This window comes from Paenibacillus sp. P4_E11 (genome assembly GCF_056401635.1).
On record NZ_JBFUIX010000040.1, the window covers coordinates 25,866 to 48,362 of the forward strand.

General features: G+C 51.4%; 13 protein-coding genes. All 13 read left to right on the top strand.

All coding sequences use genetic code 11. From position 1 onward, the window contains the following. Nucleotides 1-15: 15 nt before the first annotated feature. The 13 genes from ilvD to AC1DWB_RS16665 all read left to right on the top strand — a co-directional run bounded on the left by ilvD (nt 16) and on the right by AC1DWB_RS16665 (nt 22,497). The gene (gene ilvD / locus AC1DWB_RS16605) at nt 16-1,746 is read left to right on the top strand and encodes a dihydroxy-acid dehydratase (protein WP_477542189.1); all 1,731 of its coding nucleotides are present in this window, start codon (nt 16-18) and stop codon (nt 1,744-1,746) included. Next, on the top strand, nt 1,743-3,221 hold the full coding sequence (locus tag AC1DWB_RS16610) for a M81 family metallopeptidase (RefSeq protein ID WP_477542190.1): 1,479 nt from the start codon (nt 1,743-1,745) through the stop codon (nt 3,219-3,221). Before ilvD ends, AC1DWB_RS16610 begins: the two co-directional genes overlap by 4 nt. An 18-nt stretch (nt 3,222-3,239) precedes the next feature. Further along, nucleotides 3,240-4,007 (top strand): SDR family NAD(P)-dependent oxidoreductase, encoded by a 768-nt coding sequence (locus AC1DWB_RS16615; RefSeq protein ID WP_477542191.1) that lies wholly within the window; start codon nt 3,240-3,242, stop codon nt 4,005-4,007. A gap of 19 nt (nt 4,008-4,026) precedes the next feature. After that, nucleotides 4,027-5,781 (top strand): hypothetical protein, encoded by a 1,755-nt coding sequence (locus AC1DWB_RS16620; RefSeq protein ID WP_477542192.1) that lies wholly within the window; start codon nt 4,027-4,029, stop codon nt 5,779-5,781. Between the two features lie 70 nt (nt 5,782-5,851). Next, on the top strand, nt 5,852-6,715 hold the full coding sequence (locus AC1DWB_RS16625) for a sugar phosphate isomerase/epimerase family protein (protein ID WP_477542193.1): 864 nt from the start codon (nt 5,852-5,854) through the stop codon (nt 6,713-6,715). Nucleotides 6,716-6,933: 218 nt separating this feature from the next. Beyond that, nucleotides 6,934-8,718: a sensor histidine kinase gene (locus tag AC1DWB_RS16630; protein WP_477542194.1), complete on the top strand. Its 1,785-nt coding sequence runs from the start codon at nt 6,934-6,936 to the stop codon at nt 8,716-8,718. Next, nucleotides 8,715-10,361, top strand: coding sequence for a response regulator transcription factor (locus AC1DWB_RS16635; protein WP_477542195.1), 1,647 nt, complete (start codon nt 8,715-8,717; stop codon nt 10,359-10,361). Before AC1DWB_RS16630 ends, AC1DWB_RS16635 begins: the two co-directional genes overlap by 4 nt. 229 nt (nt 10,362-10,590) lie before the next feature. After that, the gene (locus AC1DWB_RS16640; RefSeq protein WP_477542196.1) at nt 10,591-12,891 is read left to right on the top strand and encodes a heparinase II/III domain-containing protein; all 2,301 of its coding nucleotides are present in this window, start codon (nt 10,591-10,593) and stop codon (nt 12,889-12,891) included. 117 nt (nt 12,892-13,008) lie between these two features. After that, entirely contained in the window at nt 13,009-15,873 is a 2,865-nt protein-coding gene (locus AC1DWB_RS16645) for a family 78 glycoside hydrolase catalytic domain (protein ID WP_477542197.1), read from the top strand. 33 nt (nt 15,874-15,906) lie between these two features. Beyond that, nucleotides 15,907-16,980 (top strand): beta-galactosidase BglB, encoded by a 1,074-nt coding sequence (gene bglB / locus AC1DWB_RS16650; protein WP_477542198.1) that lies wholly within the window; start codon nt 15,907-15,909, stop codon nt 16,978-16,980. Nucleotides 16,981-17,370: 390 nt separating this feature from the next. Beyond that, entirely contained in the window at nt 17,371-19,173 is a 1,803-nt protein-coding gene (locus AC1DWB_RS16655; protein WP_477542199.1) for an ABC transporter ATP-binding protein, read from the top strand. Beyond that, entirely contained in the window at nt 19,166-20,980 is a 1,815-nt protein-coding gene (locus tag AC1DWB_RS16660; RefSeq protein ID WP_477542200.1) for an ABC transporter ATP-binding protein, read from the top strand. Before AC1DWB_RS16655 ends, AC1DWB_RS16660 begins: the two co-directional genes overlap by 8 nt. 23 nt (nt 20,981-21,003) lie before the next feature. Next, nucleotides 21,004-22,497 (top strand): hypothetical protein, encoded by a 1,494-nt coding sequence (locus tag AC1DWB_RS16665; protein WP_477542201.1) that lies wholly within the window; start codon nt 21,004-21,006, stop codon nt 22,495-22,497.

Sequence of the window (22,497 nt, forward strand, 5' to 3'; positions counted from 1 at the left end):
GGAGGGAGAATGAACTTGGACAAACATAAGGATACAATGCAAAGTCAGAAAGTGCGTCAAATCAGCTTCGAAGGTGATGCGCTGCGAATGTCGATGGACTGGACGGTCAGCGATCTGGACAAAGTGCAGGTGTTGGTGGAAAGCACGAACGGCTCCAGCCATCCGAGCTCTTATCATCTGGGGGAATTGGTTGCTGAGATGGAGAAGGGCGTACTACAGTCCGGAGGTAAGCCAGCTATATATACGACGACAGATATATGTGACGGGATCGCACAAGCTCACGCGGGCATGCACTACTCGCTAGCTTCACGCGATTTCATCGCCTCGATGGTAGAGATTCATGCTCTGGCAACACCTTTCGACGCTATGGTGCTAAGTTCGGCGGGTGACAAAGCAGTTCCGGCTCACTTGATGGCCATCGCAAGGCTGGACATCCCGGCTATACATGTACCTGGAGGCGCAATGGGTGCCGGACCTTGTATGAAGTCGAACGAAGAACTATGGCACATGAGTGTAGAAGTGGAAGAGCAGAAGATGACGAAGGAAGAGTTTCTCGCCTTCCAGCGCACATGCTGTCCGACCTGCGGCGCATGTCAATATATGGGAACTGCGGCGACGATGCAGGTCATGGCTGAGGCACTCGGCTTGGCGCTGCCTTGGGCAGCGCTCATCCCGGCGACGAATGCGGAGATCCGACGCATGGCCCGGGCCGCCGGTCAACAGGTGTTGAATCTGCATCGTGAAGGCTTGACGCCGTCGCGGATTCTGACGAAGGAAGCGTTCGAGAACGCGATCATGGTGCATTCCGCCATCGGTGGTTCGCTGAACGCCGTGATGCATCTAATTGCGATTGCCCGTGAGGTAGGCATCGTCCTGTCGCCTGAGTTATTCGACACGATCCATCGAGAAATTCCGGTGCTAGTCGATACGAAGACAGCTGGTCATTATCCGACTGAGCTATTCTGGTACGCTGGTGGTGTACCAATGGTTATGAAGGAGCTGAAGGAACATTTGCACCTTGATTGTCTGACGGTAACCGGCCGCACGATCCGGGACAACCTGGAGCAGTTGGAGAAGAGCGAGATGCCGCGCTTCGCTGAGATGTTCCTGACGAACTATAAGCTGAACAAGCGCGATGTTATTTATCCAATCAGCAAGCCGTTGAAGTCGGAAGGCTCGACTGCATTGCTGAAGGGGAACTTGGCTCCGCAAGGGGCGACTGTGAAGAAATCGGCGGTCGTCAAGGAGATGATGGTACACCAAGGTCCTGCCCGTGTCTTCGACGATGAACCATCAGCGGTCGCTGCGTTACGTAACGGCAAGCTGCAGCCAGGCGACGTGATCGTAATACGGTACCAGGGGYCTCGAGCTGTCGGGATGCCGGAGATGTTCTTCATGTCAGAGTTGATCGCATCTGACCCCATCTTATCGAAGACGACGGCGCTCGTGACAGATGGTCGGTTCTCCGGCGCGACGCGCGGACCTTGCATCGGCTACCTGTGTCCGGAAGCGCTGGACGGAGGACCGATCGCGTTCGTGGACGATGATGACATCGTTCTGATCGACATTCCAGAGCGTAAGCTAGCGATTATCGGTGTGAACGGGACGGTTCGTACGGAGGAAGAGATGGATCAGATTCTGGAGGAACGCCGGAAGAAGTGGACACGACCTGTTATGGCACATAAAGGTGCACTTGGCCAATATACGAGATTGGCCAGACCAGCGCTGGAAGGCGGATCGATATGAATATTGTTGTCGGGGGGCTGCTGCAAGAGAGTAACACGTTTTGTGAACGTGCAGGCTCACTCACCGATTTCCAGCGTTATTACTTCTTGCTCGGCGAAGAGATGTGTGAGCCGCAGCTCGCAGAGAATGAGCTGAGCGGGTTTCGAAAGGCGCTGGAGGAGCAAGGCGCGACTCTTGTTCCGACGATTTACGCCCAGGCCGTATCGTCGGGGCGAATAGATCGACATTCGCTGAACGAGCTGAAGCAGCTCTTGCTTACGCAACTGGACCAGATCCCGGCGGATTGCGATGGTGTATTGTTCGCACTGCACGGAGCTTGGGTGGCGGAGGACAACGACGATGCTGACGGGGAGATCATCGAAGCAATCCGGCTGAAGGTGGGCAAGTATGTGCCGATTGTCATCACGCTGGACTCACACGCTAACATCACCCGGCGAATCACCGATCATGTCGATGCACTTGTTGGCTATCGCACGTTCCCGCATATCGATTATACGGAAACTGGTTATCGCGCCGCCAATCTGCTATTCTCGATCATCCGTGGCGAAGTGAAGCCTCACATGGAGATGCGTAAGGTGCCGATGATCGTGCCGGCGGAGAACCATCAGACGTACCGCGGCCCGATGTGGGAGCTGTGGCAGGAGGCTCGACAAGCGGAGCAGCGTGGAGATGCATTGTGTACTTCCCTGTTCGCTGTTCAGCCTTGGCTCGACATCGAGGAAATGGGGTTTACAACAGTCGTTGTGGGCACGGACGAAGCTTCAGCCTCCGCTGAGGCCGAGCGACTGGCCGATCTGATGTGGAGCAAGCGCAAGCAGTTCGATGTGACGCTGTATTCGGTCCCGCAAATTCTTGCCATGCTGGAAGAGCACAAACCGGACGGACCGGTCATCATCTCGGACTCGGCGGATAGCCCCGGAGCGGGATCGCCGGGCGACAGCAACTTCGTACTTACGCGTCTCCTTGAGCACGGTGCCGAAGCCAAGTACAACTGCCTGCTATCCATGGTGGACGCTCAGGCCGCCCGTCATGCTTGGGAAGCGGGAGAAGGTGTGAACGTTCGTCTGACAGTCGGTTACTCGATCAGCAACTCCATCGGTGCACCTATTGAGATCGAGGGAATGGTATCACACGCTGGAGACGGCAAGTTCCGATTCGGTGGAGGGATGGTCGCCAATCTGGAAGCGAATATGGGCAAATGTGCTGTCGTCCGGATTGGCGGCATCTCCTTGCTGCTGATGGAGAATCCGACCTTCACCGGAGATCCTGCGATGTACCGCAGCGTCGGCTTGGAGCCAACACAAGCTGATCTTGTCCTGGTGAAGTCGGCCAATCAGTTCCGCGCCGAATATGAGAATCTGTCGGAGCTCATCTTCATCCTGGACACACCGGGTGCCAGTACGGCCAATCTGGCCAGCTTACCCTTTCATAATATCCCGAGACCGATGTATCCGTTCGACGACGATTTTCGATGATAAGGAGTTGGAGTCTAAATGAGACAATTCGACAATAAAGTGGCCTTAGTCACGGGTGGTTCTACAGGAATCGGACGCGAGGTCAGTCTTGCGTTTGCCCGGGAGGGTATCAAGGTAGCGGTCAACTATATTGGAAGCCGTGAACTAGCAGATGCCGTAGTCGCACAGATCGAGAGTGAGGGCGGGCTGGCGATGGCCGTGTGCGCCGATGTGAGCAAGGAAGATCAGGTGAACGCCATGGTCCAGCAAGTGAACGATCGTTGGGGCGGCATCGATATTCTTGTGAACAATGCGGGTATATACCCGCGTAAACCTTGGTTTGAACTCACGGTTGAGGATTGGGACCATGTGATGGGTGTGAATTTGAGATCGTGTTTTCTGACCAGTAAAGCGGTATACCCGCATATGAAAGCGCAGCACTACGGCAAAATTATTAACGTCTCCTCCGTTACATTCTTGCTCGGTCAAGCAGGATTCGCTCATTATGTTGCATCGAAGGGCGGCGTCATCGGCTTCACTCGTGCGCTGAGCCGGGAAGTAGGGGAGTTCGGTATTACCGTGAACGCGATTACGCCAGGAGCGGTCATGACGGAGCAGGAGTTGGCCGATATACCGGATCTACAAGACCGGGAGGAATTGAGAATCCAGATGAGCAAAGTTCAGGCGATTCCGCGGCGCCAGCTTCCTGCTGATATGGTTGGCACCTTCCTATACTTGGCTTCACCCGACAGCGACTTTGTGACAGGACAAACGATTAATGTTGATGGCGGCTGGGCCATGCATTGAATACGGAGGAGATAGTGTGATGTTCAAAGTGGAATTCATTGGATTGACCCGCTGCCCTGAAGCGGAAGAAGCAGCAAGAATCGCGGCCGAACGGATCAGCGAGATCGAGGACAAGGGACCCGTACAAGCGGAACAGGTTATCACCCTTACTTTCCATGACCAGGGTGAAGAAGGCTACACCCTTGAAATAGCGGAACATCTTCAAGTTGTGATCACCGCGAACAGAAGGCGGAACTTTATTGCAGGGGTAGGCGGCTTGCTGGAGAAGCTGCATGGGGCACTTGATCATTCGGAGCTTGTCAAGGTCGCCGAGCCTGCTGCCGTCTGGAGCGATGCGCTGCAGACGGGCATTTGGCGCGTGACACCACAGATACCGGTCCGTACCCACTACATGCCCGGCCACTTTGGTAATTCGTTCGAGGTATGCTGGAATAGTGAGATGCTTCGCTACTTGGAGGATCTGGCGCTAGCCGGAGCCAGCAGCTACGGTGATTGGTTCGATCCGAACGATATGCCGGACCCGTATAACCCGCACGTCTTTCACAGCACATCGATGTTCTTATGGCGCCGCAAGAAGGAATGGCTGTCCTATAGCCAACAACTCGGATTGGATAACATCCTAGTTATTACGCCGAATATCGGGTATGTGGATCAGATGAGACCGGAATGGGTAGGAACTCGTGATCACAAGCTTCACGTGCAGGGGCAGGTACTATGCCCATCCAACCCGCAAGCTCGCGAGGTCATCTTGCGTAACCAGCAGCAGTTGTTCGACGATCTGCATCAATCGGGAATCCGTATCGGTAATATTGTGTGCGCCCCTTATGACGACGGAGGTTGTGCATGTGAGAAGTGCCAGCCGTATTATCCGATCTTTCTTAAGCTTGTACACGACGTATATGAGACGGTTCGCGTCTATTATCCTTCATTGAAAGTCGATATATGCGGTTGGTGGACCTCTGAGGAGGAGAGCAGGCAGTTGCGCGAGTTCGCCGCAGGTCCAGCGAGAGGCTGGTTCGGGTCGTTTCAATTCAGCGCAACCTATGGAGTGTTCGAAGTGCCAGATGTAAGTGCGCATATTGGCGATCTAACGTTAGGCTGCTTCTTGCACATCGGCTTCTCGCATGACAATAGGGACGTGTATACAAGGAGTGGTATCCATTCGGCTCCGCAGCGTATTCAATCGGTCATCCGATCGTTTGCCAAGCGAGGCTGTCAAGGCTTCATGACGTATAACGAATCATTCGGTGATCATTACAACGCTTTTGTCGCCAGTCAGTTAGGGTGGAATCCGGACAAAGATATTCGCGACATTACGTTATTCTACTGCAGTCTGATCTTAGGCGTTCGGGGTCAAGCGCGGCATCAAATCGCCGATCTGCTGCTGGAGCTCGAATTATTGGAGGCAGAGAAGGCAGCCGGGTGGGCGGAAACATTAGCGAACCTGAAAAGTGAGATCCGAACAAGTCCAGTTCAATCCGCTTGGGCGTTCGCCCACCTTCAACTGAAAGCGGACATGATGGCATTGGATCATGTGATCGAGACGAGGCTTCAAGATGGACAGGGCATCGAACAAGCATTACCTGAAATGAGACAAAGGGTTGAGCTGGGCGAGTATTTGTGGCGGCACGTATACGGATTTGGTGTATTGAGGCATATTCTCATCCCGGATCGCATGCAGCCAGAGTGGTATCATTCGTATATGCAGCATGTGGGTGAACGAAAAATCGCTCAAAATCCAAATAAAACTAATTTCATGAGCCAAGAAGCGTGATACAATACGGGTGTAAGGCCCGATAGGCCTGTCATGCTTAACTAATATTCCACATTATTAGGAGGTAACCATGAAGGTAGGACTGAGTACATATAGCTTGTCCCGCGCGGTAGCGGAGGGGGAGCTGACCTTTCTGGACGGGATCAAGTGGATCGCGGACAATGGTGGTGAACATGTCGAGATTTCTCCAGGCAAGTTAAATCTGGTTGAAGATCCTGCTATGGTCGAAGCGATTCGGAGAACCGCAGAGGATGCTGGACTTGATGTGTCCGACTATGCTATTGGCGCCCAATTCATTCAACCTGATGAAGCTTCCTATGAAGCAGAAATCGCTAGGGTTATGAAGCAAGTCGATGTGGCCCATGGGCTGGGTGTGAAGCTGATGCGACACGATGTCGCCTCGCGTCCGATACCGGAAGCGACATTGACGAATTTCATCGCCGATCTTCCGAGTCTGGCCAATGCTTGCCGACGGATTGCTGATTATGCAGCGCAGTATGGCATTACTACAAGCGTAGAGAATCACGGTTATTACGTCCAGCATAGTGAACGGGTTCAAGCACTAGTTCAAGCCGTCGGTCGTGACAATTACCGGACGACACTTGATATCGGCAATTTCATGTGTGCGGATGAGAACTCGGTCGTGGCCACGCGGAGAAACTTGCCGATCGCGTCCATGGTGCATATGAAGGATTTCTACTTGCGTCCTTCGCATCAGAATCCGGGTGAGGGATGGTTCGGTACCTCAGGTGGCAATTATTTGCGCGGCGCCATTGTGGGTCAAGGAGATATCGACATTCGCACTGTAATTAAGGCGATCAAGGATTTCGGGTATGACGGGTACATCTCCATTGAGTTCGAAGGCAAGGAATCCCCTATATATGGATCGAAGGCCGGGATGGATAATGTAAGGCGGATCTGGAACGAAGTTTAATCTAGGTCCACAATGAATTGACAGCCAAGAGTATGAGTAAGGGATAGTGCTCGCCCACAGTGGCGGTCGCTATCCTTTTTTTGTGATATAGTATGAGGAAGCCATCGAATAATTCCCCTGTTTTTCTGGCAGATCGACCTAGATTGCGATCTTGCCATCTCCGTATACTGGAGAATGATGTGCGTGGGAGGATGGGACCAAGAGGCAGGTGATGCGCATTGACTCAACTGGTAGACCGATTTTTGAATTTAAAGCTGCGTACGAAGTTTCTGCTATCCTTTACTGTGATTATTCTACTTACGGTATTTATGATCAGTACCGTGAATTACTATGTATCGATGAATGCGATCAAGCGCAACTCGGCTGTCTTTTCCGAATATTTAATCGAACAAATCGGGATCAACCTGGAGAAACGTACGAGAGACATCGAGGATCATGTGTTCCAGCAGTTCCGCAATTCCAGACTCAATATAGCGCTCAGCGATCTCAATGAAGATGATGTACCCGATCCGTTCTACAAGAATAAGACCATTACCGAATTCATGAACGAACTGTTGTTGTCCAAGGATTATTACTTTTCGGTCAAGGTAATCGATCATGAAGGCAAGCACTTTGGATTAGAACGAAGCACGGTCCAGAACTATAATGCCGAGCTGAACAATGTGGATACAGATCTGATCCGGGAGAAGCGTGGTCGGGCTTCATGGATTCCGGGACAGAGCAATGTGATCTTCATGGAGAAAGCCTTGTATGACATCGCTTCCAATCGGTATGTAGGTACCATTATCGTTGGTGTGGATAGCAGTATGATAAGTGCGATCTATACGAATGTTGACGAACTGACGAAGGGCAATATCGTCATTCTGAATGAGGAATTGGAACCGCTTTTGTTCAATAAGCTTAATTCCGAGCCTTCCCGTTATTTTATTGAGAATAAGAGGTATGATAATAAAACGACGCACAGCTTTCAGTTCGAAGGGGGGACTTACATTTCCACCATTATCACTACGCCCTACGACAAATGGATGATTGTGCAGATTATGGCCGTTAACGAATTGAAGCGGGGGACAGATGCGATCAAGCTGTGGACGGTGAGCACTACACTGGTTGCCTTGTTGATGGCGTTCATGATGGCGGTGTTCATCTCGAAAAATATTACAGAGAACGTTCGGATGCTGCTCCAGAGTATGACCAATTTCTCGATGGACTTTACTCATAAGGTGATCGTAGCTAGAGGCCGGGATGAGGTCGGGTTGCTCGCAGAGAAATTCAATTCAATGGCCGAGAAGATAAGCGAACTGGTGAATACCATTTACAAAGAAAAGCTGCTGAAGCAGAAGGCGGAGTACCGTACCCTGCAATTCGAATACAAAGCACTGCAAGCCCAGATTAACCCCCATTTCCTATACAATACGCTGGAGTCGATTCACGGTCTGGCTAAGATGAATGGTGACAAGCAAGTTAGCGAAATGATCTACCTGCTTGGCAAATTGCTTCGTGAGAGCATCGGCAAGAAGGGCGACATTATTTACTTGCAGGAAGAAGTGGATTACATCCGCAATTATTTGTCCATTCATCAAATTATATATGGCGACAAAATTTTAGTGAATTATCAGTTTGAACCGAGTCTGATGTCAGTCCGTGTACCCAAGTTCATCCTGCAACCGCTTGTGGAAAACTCCATCAAGCATGGAATCGAGGAAAAACCGGGCAAAGGGGTCATCAGTATCGGAAGTTGGATTATGGATGACGATCTGTATCTCGAAGTGTCGGACAATGGCGTCGGGATTGATGATGAGACGAAGGAGCAACTGCTCAATCCTCCGGAGCATTCCAAGCTGAAGCATAAAGACAAGCATACGAACGTAGGCATCATCAGTGTACACAAACGTATTCAGATCTTATACGGAGAACAATACGGATTAATCATCACGAGTGAAATCAATCAGGGCACATCAATTCGGATTCGACTGCCGATATTATCTGAGGAGGCACCAGAGTGAAATACAAAGTAATAGTTATTGACGACAAGCCTATTATTCGTCAGGCTATCGTGAAGACGATGAATTGGGAGCTGCTGAACTGTGAAGTGGTGGGACAGGCAGAGGATGGCATAGAAGGCAAACGGCTAATTATGGCGCTGCAGCCTGACATTCTAGTGACCGATATTAAGATGCCCGGCCTGAGCGGTCTTGATCTGGCAGAATTGATGAGTACGGCTCTTCCTGTATCGAAGACGATTCTGATTACCGGCTATCATGAGTTTGAATATGCGAAGCGTGCGGTTCGATTAGGCGTATATGACTTCATCGTCAAGCCGATCAATACCGACGAGCTTAGCCAAGTCATTCGCCGAGCGGTCAGCGAACTAGATAATAGGCGGCTGGAGCAGGAGAATACTGCGAAGATGACATCAGCCTACGTCGAGCTGGAGAAGCAGCATACGAGTTCCATCCCAACGATTAGAAGCAAGCTGATCGGGGATATCATCTCGGGTAACCATTCCGATGAAGAGCCCTTACTTGAAAGTGGACAGACGTCTGGAATCATGTTTAGCCGCTTCGTCCTGCTAATTGTACGGACCAAGGAGAAGCAGGCTGGTGCGGATGGAGCTCAGACGACCAAATTCCGACAGCAGGTGCAGCAACACTTATCCGAGCAAGCCCATCTACTGGCGGGCAAGCGTGAGATGGATCTTATTGAATCACTGCGTAACAATGAGCTAATATTCGTCTGCCTGTTCCCCAAAGTGTTGCCGCAGCGGGAGATGAAGATGAAGCTGCAGAGCTTCTGCAGCGAATTTATCGAAGAGGTCCGTTCCAAGGCGTATTCGTCCTGTTTCATAGCAGTCAGCTCGGTCTACAAATCGATGCGCGATCTCCCTGAAGCCTACCGGGAGGCAGCGCAACTTATGGACTCCAGCTTTTTCCGAGCAGAGGATGGCGTGATGTTCCCAGAACCGAGCCAACAGGTGAAGGAGTTGGGTAAATTTTCGATTATTCAGGATCTGGAACAGTTCAATCAAATGCTGGAGAACAAAACCAGCGATGAAATAATTGCGCATATGGAGCGGTTCCTCAACCAAATTACGGTCTATAGCGACGGGAATATTCTCGTTGTGAAAGGATTGTTGTCAGAAGTATGTTTGGCGGCAGCTCGATATTATTTCCGGGTGACGGGCGATGAATTCGGTTTAGGCAAAAGCGTCGATCAGTTGCTCGAAGAGGTGTACCGGCTGCCCAGTATGAAGGAAGCTTCAGCGTATTTGGCCTCCTTCATCGGATATATCAAGAAGAAGCTTCAAGGTGAAGACAAGGAGTACAGTCTCGTCGTCAAGAAGGTAGTCGATTACATTAACAACCATTTCGCTGATAATATTAATCTGACTTCCATCGCCGATCAGTTCGGCTTGAGTCCCAGCTATCTGAGCAGGTTGTTACGGACGGAGACGGGCATTAACTTCGTAGATTTGGTGTCCAAAGYCCGTATCGAAGCGGCTAAGCAGTTGCTCATGGATCCGAAGAACAAGGTCAACGAAGTAGGAGAACGGGTCGGATATAAGGAATATGCTTACTTCTATCAGGTGTTCAAGAGAATGGAAGGTCAGTCTCCGAAAGAATACAAGAATAGAAGTAAAGAAAACTAATAAAAGTGTAAGAATGTAGTATAGAAACCGCTTCCATCGTGAATTACAGTGTTACTACATCACATTCAAGCTTACAGAAGGCTAGTAGCATCCATATATGAGAGCCCAATCTTGCTCCGATAGGAGTAGGATTGCCCTGTTGCAGTGACGGCTGCCTGAGAGGAACTTTGTCGTCCCTTGGCGGGCAGCCTGTTGTTCGTGAAGCAACAAACGAAGGGAGAATGTAACTGTGAGAAGTACACCTTTCAACATGGCCGAATCTATCTTTGAGCTATTCACAGATCCGAAACTGAGCGGATTGCCCCATTGGTACATTGAACCGAGGGAATCTAGTGGACTGAAGGTATCTCAGCGCTGGGCACTCGTGCAGTTCGAATGGACAGCGAAGCCGGACCGAGGACCTGTGCTAAGGATGACGCGCGACTTCCAGGTTCAGTGTGAGCAATATGATCACCTGATGATTTCGCTCGTTGCCCCCGAAGGGGCTGTGCTCAAGATGGAGATCGGAACGGACAAGGGGATGATTCAGTATGAATCGGAGCCATTCGGCATGTTGAAGCGGGAATGTTATGTTCCGCTCGACACGGCGACAGCCATCCATTCCGTTACATTAGAAATGTGGCCGCAAGCCGATGGGGCGGGGTTAGGGTGGTTCAACTGGATCGGACTTCATCACACCGGCCAATTGGAGCGGTACGCAGCTCAATGGAAGCGCTTCGACGAGCGTTGGGACGATTACTTGCTTCCGGAGAGCTACGAGCCTAAGTTCGAGCCATCCTATGGTCTTGTTGTGAACCTCGAGGAGCTGGAAATGCTACGGACCAAGCACGATGCATGGGTGCGGGAGCACGGTACGAGTCCCTTTCTGGAGCTTGCGAAGGATGCAGAGAAGCTCGTTCCGGAACAGATGATTGGCGAATTCGTCAACTTCTGGAATGACACACGATATTGCCGTGATCGCGATTACGGGAAGCTGTTGTTAACGCACGGACCGAACTCAGCAGCTGCTGGTCTGCTCACGAAGAACAAATCGTTGCTCCGGTTGGCTGCACGTTATGTGATCTCGATCGCCATGTGCGGAAAGTGGGATAGCGGCTTTATTTGCTATTTTCCAGGAAGCGCGTGGGAGCATCGGTCTTTCGTTCAATCGCTCTGCGTCTTGGAGACGGCGGCGATACTGGATATGGCCGGCGAGTGTTTCACCGAATACGGGAAAGAGCTACTACTAAGGCGTATCGCGGAAGAAGGACAAGGAAGCATCAACTTCAGCACATGGAAGCACGAATACATTCACCATTGCAATCAGCTGCCGTGGTTCAGCCCAGGCCGCCTGCTAGGTTATACGGTGCTGGAGCAGACGATGCCGAGGGTAGAGCCATACACCGAGCTTGCGATCAAGGATCTGATCGATAGTATGCAGCACACGATATTGCCTGACGGCGGTTTTTTGGAAGGGCCTATGTATTTTGCCTGGACTGTGCGTCAGTGTGCGATTTCGTTATATTATTATGCGCGCAGACGGGGAATCGAGTTCTCGTCGATCATGCCGGACAACTTGAAGCGTACGGCGGCATTCGCTGAGGCCCTCGCCTCTACGGCGGACGATACGCTGATGATTCTCGTATGCGACGCCATCTATATCAATCAGGAGGCGCTTGCCTATTTGGCCGCGTTGATGCCGGATAGCGAGTGGGTGAATCTATTTCGCAAATCGCTGCGCGTTGTCGGAGGCATTCCAGATACGCTGCCAGCTTACTTGCTGGAGTCATCCATTCCTGCGGCAAGTGCCGAACGAAGTTCGTTCGTGCAGTTGCCGAACATGGGACTCATGTCCTCGTTGAGACGTCATGAAGGCGAGTATGTTAAGCTGCTGCTGATGGGCAATCATGCTAAAGCTGACCATACTCATGAAGATAAAGGCCATTTCGTGCTTGAATTCGCCGGGGATACGTTCGCCATGGAGCCGGGGAGCTGCGATTACAGCAACCCGTTAGCAGAAGTATTGAAGCATACTCAGCGGCACAACATGTTATCGCCAGTCGGTATGGACGAGAGGCCTCGGCCGCAAAATCCGCTGCCCTTCGATGTAATCCCACAAGGCAGTGGCGACGAGACGTCTTTCCACGCGCAGATCGATGCCACTCCGGGATGGGAAGCGTATTACCGCAAGTGGATACGGACGTGGGATTCGCCGACTCCGAATGAACTGACGATTACAGATGAGTATGAGTTGGAACGCGGCACGGGAGTCGAGTTTTACTGGTCAACTCCGCTAGCTGCGGAGGTGGAAGGCAGCACTGTCGTTCTGCGCGGCAATCGCGGATTGGCGCGTATCGCAGTGCCGGAAGGGTGCACCGTGCGGATCGATCGGTTGCCGCTGTTCAGCGAGGACTACAAGGCCGTTATCGAGCAGCGTAAGGAGATGCAGTGCGGCTGTATGCCATTCAGCAGTGTGCAGACACGCATTGCGATTGGCCGATCAGGGACAACAGGAACGATGCGGATCCATGTGTCGCTAGAACGGTTGTGAACCGGCTAACGTTATGTAAAGAAATCTAATAAAAACGTAAAATAGTCGTATTTTAACCGATTCCGACGTGTTTTACATTGTTACTATACACAGCTCAAGAGAAAGCGAGGTTGCCTTATGTTTGGAAATTCCGGATGGATCTGGAAGCCAGGGGAACTAAGACCAATCAATGAACATATCTGTTTCCGGAAATCGTTCGAATGGGCAGGCACAACCGCAGAGCAAGTGACCTTATCCCTTTCGGCGGATACCAAGTACAGACTATGGGTGAACGGGACCGAGCTGGGTGAGGGGCCGATCCGTTCTACGGCGGACCATTGGTATTACGACTCCTTCGACATTGCGCATCTGTTGATACCTGGAACGAATTCGATTGCCGTAAAGGTCTGGCACTACGGGCATTCCAACTATCAGTATGTGGAGAATGCAGCGGGTTTGATCGCACAACTTCGGGTGGAAGATGCAGCTGGCTCGAGAATCATTATTGAAACGGATGAGACGTGGCTCCAGCGCCCCCATACGGGATACGACCGCAACGTAGTGAAGCGCAACGTCAATATCGGCTGGATGGAAATCTACGATGCGAATGAGATGGATGATGATTGGGTGTTGCCTTCCTATGATGACCGTGGATGGGAGCCTAGTGTAATTGTAGCCCTACACGGAAGTGAACCATGGGGAACGTTGTACCCCCGAGATATTGAACCGTTGTCCACACAACTCGTTCGTCCCAAACAAGTAATTGCACTTAGTGAGATCGTGCCGATCCGACAAGTGATCTCCGTTAATATGAGGGATAATCTATTCCCCGAGGCACGTGATGCCAATGCCAAAATATTCAGCGGATTTCTGGCGGTCAAGCTGGTTGCGCCGACGAATACCTCAGGCCGATTCACGTTCGCTCACTCCAAGTGGAACGGGGTACAAGGACGATTTCGAATTGACGATACGTGGTATACCCATAATGCGGAGATCCACATATCGGCTGGTGAGCATTTGTTCCTGATGGAAATATGCGGTGTTCATAATGACTTGTTCTCGCATATGGAGCTCGACTTCGATGTCGAGTTGCAGTTCGCCCATCCGTTCGGGGAGGACGGGGCTTCCTTCGTCACCATCGGCCCATTCGAGACAATCGAGTCATTCGCTGACGGTCATAAGCCGGTGTACGGCGGGGTAGAAAAGAGCACAGGCTTGAACCACGAACATCCGCTGCTGCTGGAAATCGGACAATGCACCACCATCGGCGAATTTGAAGCGTACCGCCACATGTGCCAGGATGTTGAACCCCGGCATGTGCTCGTCAATAAGATGATTTACTCGCTCATGCAGCGCAAGCGATTCGTGCGTAGCTGCCCGATCACGAATCAGACGGAACGGATGTTGCATGATCATTTGCTGCCGACCGTACTCCCAGTTCCGACCGATGGCGGGGACATCGAGACGATACTCGATTTCGGCAAAATCTATGTGGGTACGATTGAATTCGAAGTAAATGCACCCAAAGGCACGATTATCGACGTGTATGGGTTCGAGAACCGCGTGAATGGCGCGAACGCCTACACGTCCGGCTGTAACAACTCGTTCCGGTACATTTGCCGGGAAGGGCGGCAAACATTCAAGAGCGGTACACGGATGGGATTCCGCTACCTGATCATGACCGTGCGAGCTTCTGAGCAAGCCCGTGCATCGGAATCAGCATCGGTGCGAATTCACCGGGTGCAACTGCACCAATCCAGCTATCCGGCGACAGACAAGGCACTGTTCCGTTGCTCGGACCCGCTGCTGAACGATATATGGGAAATATCCCGACATACATCACAGATGTGTATGGAAGATACGTTCGTCGATTGCCCCACCTACGAGCAAGTATTCTGGGTAGGCGATTGCCGAGTGAGCGCCCTGGTCAATTATCAACTGTTCGGCTCCTACGAGCTCGTCAGACACTGTCTGGAAATGGTGCCTCGCTCGCGTTCACAAAGTCCGCTGCTRCTCGCCTTGCTGCCGACCGACTGGCAAGCCGCCATTCCAATGTGGACATTCAGCTGGATTATCGCTTGCAAAGAATACGTTTCCTACAGTGGYGATGAAACCTTCGTTGAGTCCATCTACCCGTCAATTCGAGAAACACTTGAAGCGTATCGTGGTTTCATGAACAAGGACGGTCTGTTCGACACGAGCTCTTGGAATATGTTGGACTGGGCACCGATTGACATCCCGTATGTGGGTGTCGTTACCGCTCAGCAAGCACAGTTGGCTTACTGTCATCGGATTGCCGCCGATATGGCGCAGTCGTTAGCTCTTCATGATGAAGCAAGTGCGCTAAGGGAGTATGCGGGGCGCATGAAGCAGGCGATACAGGACCACTTGTGGGATGAGGAACACGGGAATTATTTGGACGGTATACATCGTACAGGGGAGCATTCCACTACGCGGAGCCTCCAAACCCATGTATTGCTCTACTTGACTGACTGCCTGGGTGAGCGACAATCCGCTATCATCGAGCCGAAGTTAATCGAGCCACCGAAGGACTGGATCGGGATCGGTTCACCGTTCTTCTCGTTCTACTTGTTCGAGGTATGGCAGCGGTTCGGCGAGCTGGACCGCACACTCGAGCAGATCCGCACCGATTGGGGCAAGATGATCCGGTATGGAGCTACGACCACGTGGGAGACGTTCGCCGTATTTCCGCGCAGCCATGCGCATGCCTGGTCGGCTGCTCCTGCCTTTGTACTCGGCAATCAACTGTTAGGCGTGGAGATGCTGGAGGACGGATTCCGCAAGATTCGCATCAATCCGCCGATCACAGAACTCACTTGGGCGGATGGAGCCATACCAACGAGATATGGACGCATTGACATCTCATGGTCGAAGGAAGCGGAGCAGCGAGTTATGCGCGTTTTGGTTCCCAAGGATATTGAAGTGGAAGTAGTGCCAGAACGATTGGGAGAATGGGACATCCAGATCACTGCAATCGAATAAATTCAACATGCATGGGAACGGGAGGTGTCCGAGATGGCTATTGCACAGCTGCAGAGACAGCATATAGAAAGTATGATTCAACGAGTCATTAGCGGGATGCAAAATCTGGAGATCACGATTGAGGAAGATACTCCGGTCAGTATTATCTCAATGGACAAATGGGATTGGTCGCAAGGGGTAGGGTTGTTCTCGCTTTACTTGTACTACAAGGAGACGGGCAACCGTGATATTTTCAACTACTTGACCGATTGGTTCGATAACCGCATCCGTGAGGGGCTTCCACCGAAGAACGTCAATACGATGTGTCCGCTGCTTACGCTTAGCTACATTTATGAAGAGACGGGCAACCCCGAGTATCTGCGAATTTGCGAAGAATGGGCCAGCTATGCAGCAGATGAGATGCCGCGTACGCCGGAATTCGGAATTACCCATGCCGCGATCGATAATCCGAACGATGGCGAGCTGTGGGACGATACACTCTACATGACCGTACTATTCATGAGCCGCATGGGGATCCTGCTGAACAAGGATTACTACGTGCAAGAGAGTATTCGTCAATTCCTCGTTCATCTCAAGTATTTGACCGACACGAGGACCGGATTGTTCTTCCACGGTTGGACTTTCCTGGAGCGGCATAATTTCGCAGGAGCACTATGGGGACGCGGCAACGCCTGGTATACGGCGGGGCTGGTCGATTACCTCGATATTATCAAGATTCCGCTGGGCGTTGAGTTATTCTTACTCTCGTCCCTGGAACGACAAGTGCAGAAGCTGACCGAGCTGCAACGACCAAGCGGCATGTGGACGACCCTGCTCGATGATCCGACCTCATATGAGGAGACTTCGGCGACGGCAGGTTTCGCTTATGGCATCTTGAAGGCGGTACGCAAAGGTTACATTAGCGAAGACTACAAAGAAGTCGGGCTGAGGGCGCTTCAAGCCGTCATTAACAAGGTCGATGCCAAAGGCGCTGTACATGGCGTTTCATACGGGACGCGAATGGGACGTACCTTGCAATTTTATAAGGACATCCCTGTATGTCCGATGCCTTATGGGCAATCGATGACGCTGCTGATGCTGGTGGAAAGCCTGCATCATGTGGAGTAATTACGCAACCTTCCGGTTCATTTGAGCCGGGAGGTTTTTTCGTATATTAGAATTTAAACTACCGGGGGTTCATCCTTTTTCAAAATAATATCAAAGTATAAGGTTTTGGGATTCTGGAGGGACTAAACAAAATTTCAATAACGGTCGGAATCTCCTCGCTTACCCTCACAACGCGCTAAACAGAACTCAAACGCCATATGACCGTCCGGTGATCTTCTGGACGTTTTTTATTACTTACGAGCGTTGCGAAATTGTTCCAAGCGGATGTCAAGAAACCTAATAAAAGGTCAAGGCTTTCCTATATAATACGGTTACACTTTTCATTAAAATGAACACAGAAAATGAAACCAAGGCGAGAGAACATCTGTCAGCCAATGGAGGAAGCGTACCATGAATGTGTTCAGTTCGCTGAAAGAGTATTATCGGAATGAGAGAAAGCTGATGGTTCTGGCTATTTCTTGTTTGTTGATCAGTACAGCGCTTGGGCTCGTGTACCCGAACCTGCTCCGCTATCTGATCGACGATGTAATCATGAAGAAGCAGTACGATGATGTGCTCATGCTAGCGCTGCTAGTAATCTCGGTTGTTGTAGTGAAAGCCACTTTCGTGTTTTCATTCGGACATTTCGGCTCAGTTGCCGGCAACCGTGTTGCGTTGAATCTTCGCAATGCCGCATATCAGAAATTGCAGGCGCTTTCTTTCTCCTATTATGACAAGGCGAAGACGGGCGACCTCATGTCTCGCTTGACCGGAGACTTGGAGACACTGCGGAATTTTGCGGGTTATGAACTGGGTCATATGTTCAACTTCTGCGCAAGTCTCTTGTTCGGTTCCGCGGTCATGTTCACGATTTCATGGCAGCTAACGTTAATTGTCCTCGTAACAATGCCTATGCTTGTTGTCCTGGCGGTTAAGTTCCAGACCCGAGTGGAACCTGCCTTGCGCGCGGTAAGGACATCGGTGAGCGAACTGACCAGTACGGCTCAGGAAAATATTTCGGGCGTTCGTACGGTGAAATCATTTTCCCGTGAGCCCTATGAAGTGGAGAAGTTCTCGAAACGCAGCGAAAAATATAAAGACATCAACATTAATACGGCTCACATTGTCGCTAATTATATCCCGATGATGGAATGGACTGTGAATTTGAGCGTCGTTATTTTGTTGGGTGTGGGTGGTTACCTGGTGCTTCAGGATGCGTTGTCAATCGGGGAGTTGGTCGCATTTTTCAGTCTTGTCTGGTACATCATCGGTCCATTGTGGCATGTCGGGTATCACATTAACATCTACACACAGACCAAAGCGTCCGCTGAGCGTGTCGTAGAAGTGCTTCAGCATTACGTGCAGATCAAGGATAAAGCGGACGCTATTCCACTGCCTGAAGTTGGCGACATCGGCCACCACGTGCAATTCGCTAACGTTACGTTCGCCTACAATGAGAAGGCGCCTGCGCTAGAGCATATCAACATTGATGCCAAACCCGGCACTGTGATCGGGATTCTTGGAGGCACCGGTTCGGGCAAGTCGACCATCATTCAACTGCTGATGCGAGCCTATAATGTTAACGAAGGGCACATACGAATTAACGGATGCGATATTGGCGAAGTACAGCTGGCTACTCTGCGTAAGGAGATGGCATTCGTATTCCAGGATACATTTCTGTTCTCATCAACGATTCGTAACAATATTGCTTATGGAGTGTATGAGGCGACCGACGAGCAGGTGATCGCTGCAGCCAAGCTGGCTATGGCGCACGATTTCATTATGGAGCTTCCAGAAGGCTATGATACGGTCGTAGGCGAGCGTGGACTTGGCTTGTCCGGTGGACAGAAGCAGCGGATCGCCATAGCGCGGGCGCTGATCAAGCGTCCGAAGCTACTAATACTGGATGACGCTACCAGTGCAGTAGATATGGAGACGGAACATGATATACAGCTAGGCATTCGTTCTCTGCAAGGCAGCACGATCTTCATTATCGCGCACCGGATATCGTCTCTACAGCATGCGGATGAAATCATCGTGCTGGAAGAAGGTCGAATCATAGAACGGGGGACCCATTACGAGTTGCTGGACAATGGGGGCCGCTATGCAGATACGTATCGGATTCAGCACGAGGTTAGTCTTGACGGAATGAAGGATGGATCTGTGTCAAAAAAGCCAGAGGAAGCAGAGAGGAGGCTGGTCTATCATGAGTAAGTCAGCTCAGGGACATCGCTTCATATATAAAGAAGACGAGGTGATGGAGAAGGCGTTCGACTGGGGGCAGCTGAGACGTCTGGCCATTTACATGAAGCCTTACAGCAAGCAGCTCCTGCCAATCATTCTGATCATGATGGTAGTAGGAGCGCTTACGAAGCTGGCTGTTCCTTATCTTATTAGTTTGGCGATCGATCGGGCATTGCTCGGCAACAACGGCAATCTTCTTGTCATATACGTCGCAACGATGTTCGTCTTATATGCAATCCAATGGGCCGCGAACAGTTACCGAACACGATATACAAGTGTGATTGGGCAGAAGGTGATTCATGATCTGCGCTTTGATCTATTCAAGCACATCCAACAGCTGTCATTCCGCTTTTTCGATAAGCGCCCGGCAGGTTCTGTGCTCGTACGCGTCACCAACGACGTCCATGCGCTTCAGGATTTATTCACCAACGGAGCCGTGAACTTAATGATTGACTGTGTACAATTGATCGGGATCGTCATCATCTTACTCGTACTGAACTTCAAGTTGGCCATCGCGATCATTATTACAGTGCCACTGATGTTCGTAGTGTCTCAGGCGCTGCGCAGACGGATTCGACAAGCATGGCAAGAAGTGCGCTCCCGTCAATCCAGAATCAATGCGCACCTGAATGAGAGCATTCAGGGCATCAAGGTTACTCAAGCGTTCGGCCAAGAATCGAACAATATTGGCTTCTTTGGCTCCGTGAATGAAGTGAACCGTATATCTTGGAATAAGGCACAGACGTTGAACATGAGCTTCGGCCCGATAATTGAGATTACAGCGGCAATCGGTACTTTTATCTTGTTCTGGTATGGCTCGCATCTCGTGGAGACCGAAGCCATAACGGTCGGACTGCTCGTCGCATTCGCCAGCTACATCGGTAACTTCTGGGAGCCGATTAACCGCTTGGGCGCGATGTATTCGCAACTGCTGGTGGCAATGGCATCTTCGGAACGAATCTTTGAATTTCTTGATGAACAACCGGTAGTGAAGGAGAAACCCAATGCGCCTGCACTACCTCCGATCAAAGGCCATATCCAATTCGAGCAGCTCGTATTCGAATATGAAGAAGGCCGTCCGGCCTTGCGAGGCATTCAGCTCGAAGTGAAGGAAGGGCAATCGATCGCACTCGTCGGCCATACGGGTTCTGGCAAGAGCACGATCGTTAATCTGCTCTGCCGGTTCTACGATCCAGTGAACGGGAAGGTGAAGATCGACGGTTACGACTTACGTGACATTACGCTGCACAGCTTGAGGTCACAGGTCGGGATCGTCATGCAGGATACGTTCATCTTCTCCGGTTCGATTATGGACAATATCCGCTTCGGCCGCCTGGAAGCGACAGACCAAGAGGTCGAGGCAGCAGCTCGGGCGGTACACGCACACGACTTTATTAGCAAGCTGCCGCACGGTTACCACACAGAAGTCGAGGAGCGTGGCTCGATGCTGTCCATGGGTGAACGCCAACTGCTTTCATTCGCTCGAGCGCTGCTGGCCAACCCGCGCGTTCTTATATTGGACGAGGCGACCGCTAGTATTGATACGGAGACCGAGGTTAAGATCCAAGAGGCGCTCAAGACGCTTCTAGCCGGGCGCAATTCGTTCATTATCGCACACCGGCTCAGTACGATCCGCAATGCGGACCAGATCGTCGTGCTGGATCATGGATTGATCAAGGAACAGGGCACTCATGAAGAACTGCTGGTGAACAAAGGGATTTATTATGGATTGATTGAGGCACAATACCGATTTTTCACGAAACAATCAGCAGGTTGACAGGCTGAGGGAGGAGAGCGGGTATGCAACGATTAATATTAAATGAGGATTGCAACCATTACGTCGTCAATCGCCGCAATTCGAACCCGGGCGTGAGCGAGGTTGACGCCTGGGTGGATCAATATGCGGACACGCAAGTGGATGAGCTTGTATTGAATGTGAACGCGATGAGGGCTGCTTACGACAGCAAGGTGTGGGAATCGTTCTGGAGCGGGTACGACCCTGAGGGCGGCGACGATCAGCCGTTCCTTGCTGCCGTCGCCCCTGCCGCGCGGGAAACGACGCGCAAGTGGATTCATGCTGCTTGGAAGCTGAATCACGATGGCATCGATCTATATGAACGATGGATCGCCCGCTGTCGGGCGAATGGCATTACGCCGCGACTGTCCATGCGGATGAACGATGTGCATAGCGTCAATGAAGAGCAGCATCCGATGCACAGTACATTGTGGCAGGAACGTCCTGATCTGAGGCGAGTGCCCTATAAGTTCACAGACTGGACGGATAAGGCGTTCGATTACGGGCGCCAGGAAGTGCGGGATAACGCATTCACACTAATCGAGGAGATGATGGAGCGGTACGACGCCGATGGCTTGGAGCTGGATTGGATGCGGTTCGGTTATCATTTCAAGCCGGGCAGCGAGCAGGAGGGGGCAGCGATTCTGACCGAGTTCACGGCAGATGTCCGTGCTCTGCTGGATCGCTGGGAGGACAAGCGTGGTCATCGCATCAGCCTCTCGGCACGTGTCCCGTCCAGACCGAATACGGCACTAGGACTTGGTATGGATGCTGTGACTTGGGCGCGTAAAGGATTGATCGATTCACTCGTCATCACGCCGTTCTGGGCAACGATCGAAACCGATATGCCAGTCGAGCTATGGAAACAGCTGCTTGAAGGTACGGGTGTTCATTTGGCCGCTGGACTGGAAGTGCTCATCAGAGCTTATCCAACCTCCGCGCTTCGCCAGATGAACTCCTTGGAGACGGTGCGTGGTGCAGCAGCCTCGTTGCTGTCACGAGGAGCAGATTCCATCTATTTGTTCAATTATATGGATTCGGACACGACGATTGATGATATACAAGAATACCGTCAACTCATCAGGGAAGCGGGTAGCTTGGATACGCTGAAAGGCAAGTCCAGAAGACACGTTGTCACATACACGGATACTTGGGCGCCTGGTGAACCAAGAGCATTTCCACTGCCTATCGTATGTGCAGATCAGTCCCATGCTGCATTGCGAATTCATCTGGGGCCACAGTTGGAAGAAGGCGAATCGGCAGAAGTGCTCATAGGCGTTCAAGCTGGGGAGATACTGGATGAATCCGACTGCAGGCTGTTGTTGAACGGAGTGGAATGCGCTTACAACGGAGTGTATCATATGGTGAAGCCGCGTCCGGAGGGCGCTGTATACCGCTTCCTGGTCCCAACTGGCGTAGCAAAAGGCGGATTCAATGTGATCGACCTGCTGCCGAAGGCTGGCTTCACCGTAGTCTGGGTGGAGATCGCAGTACGCTGA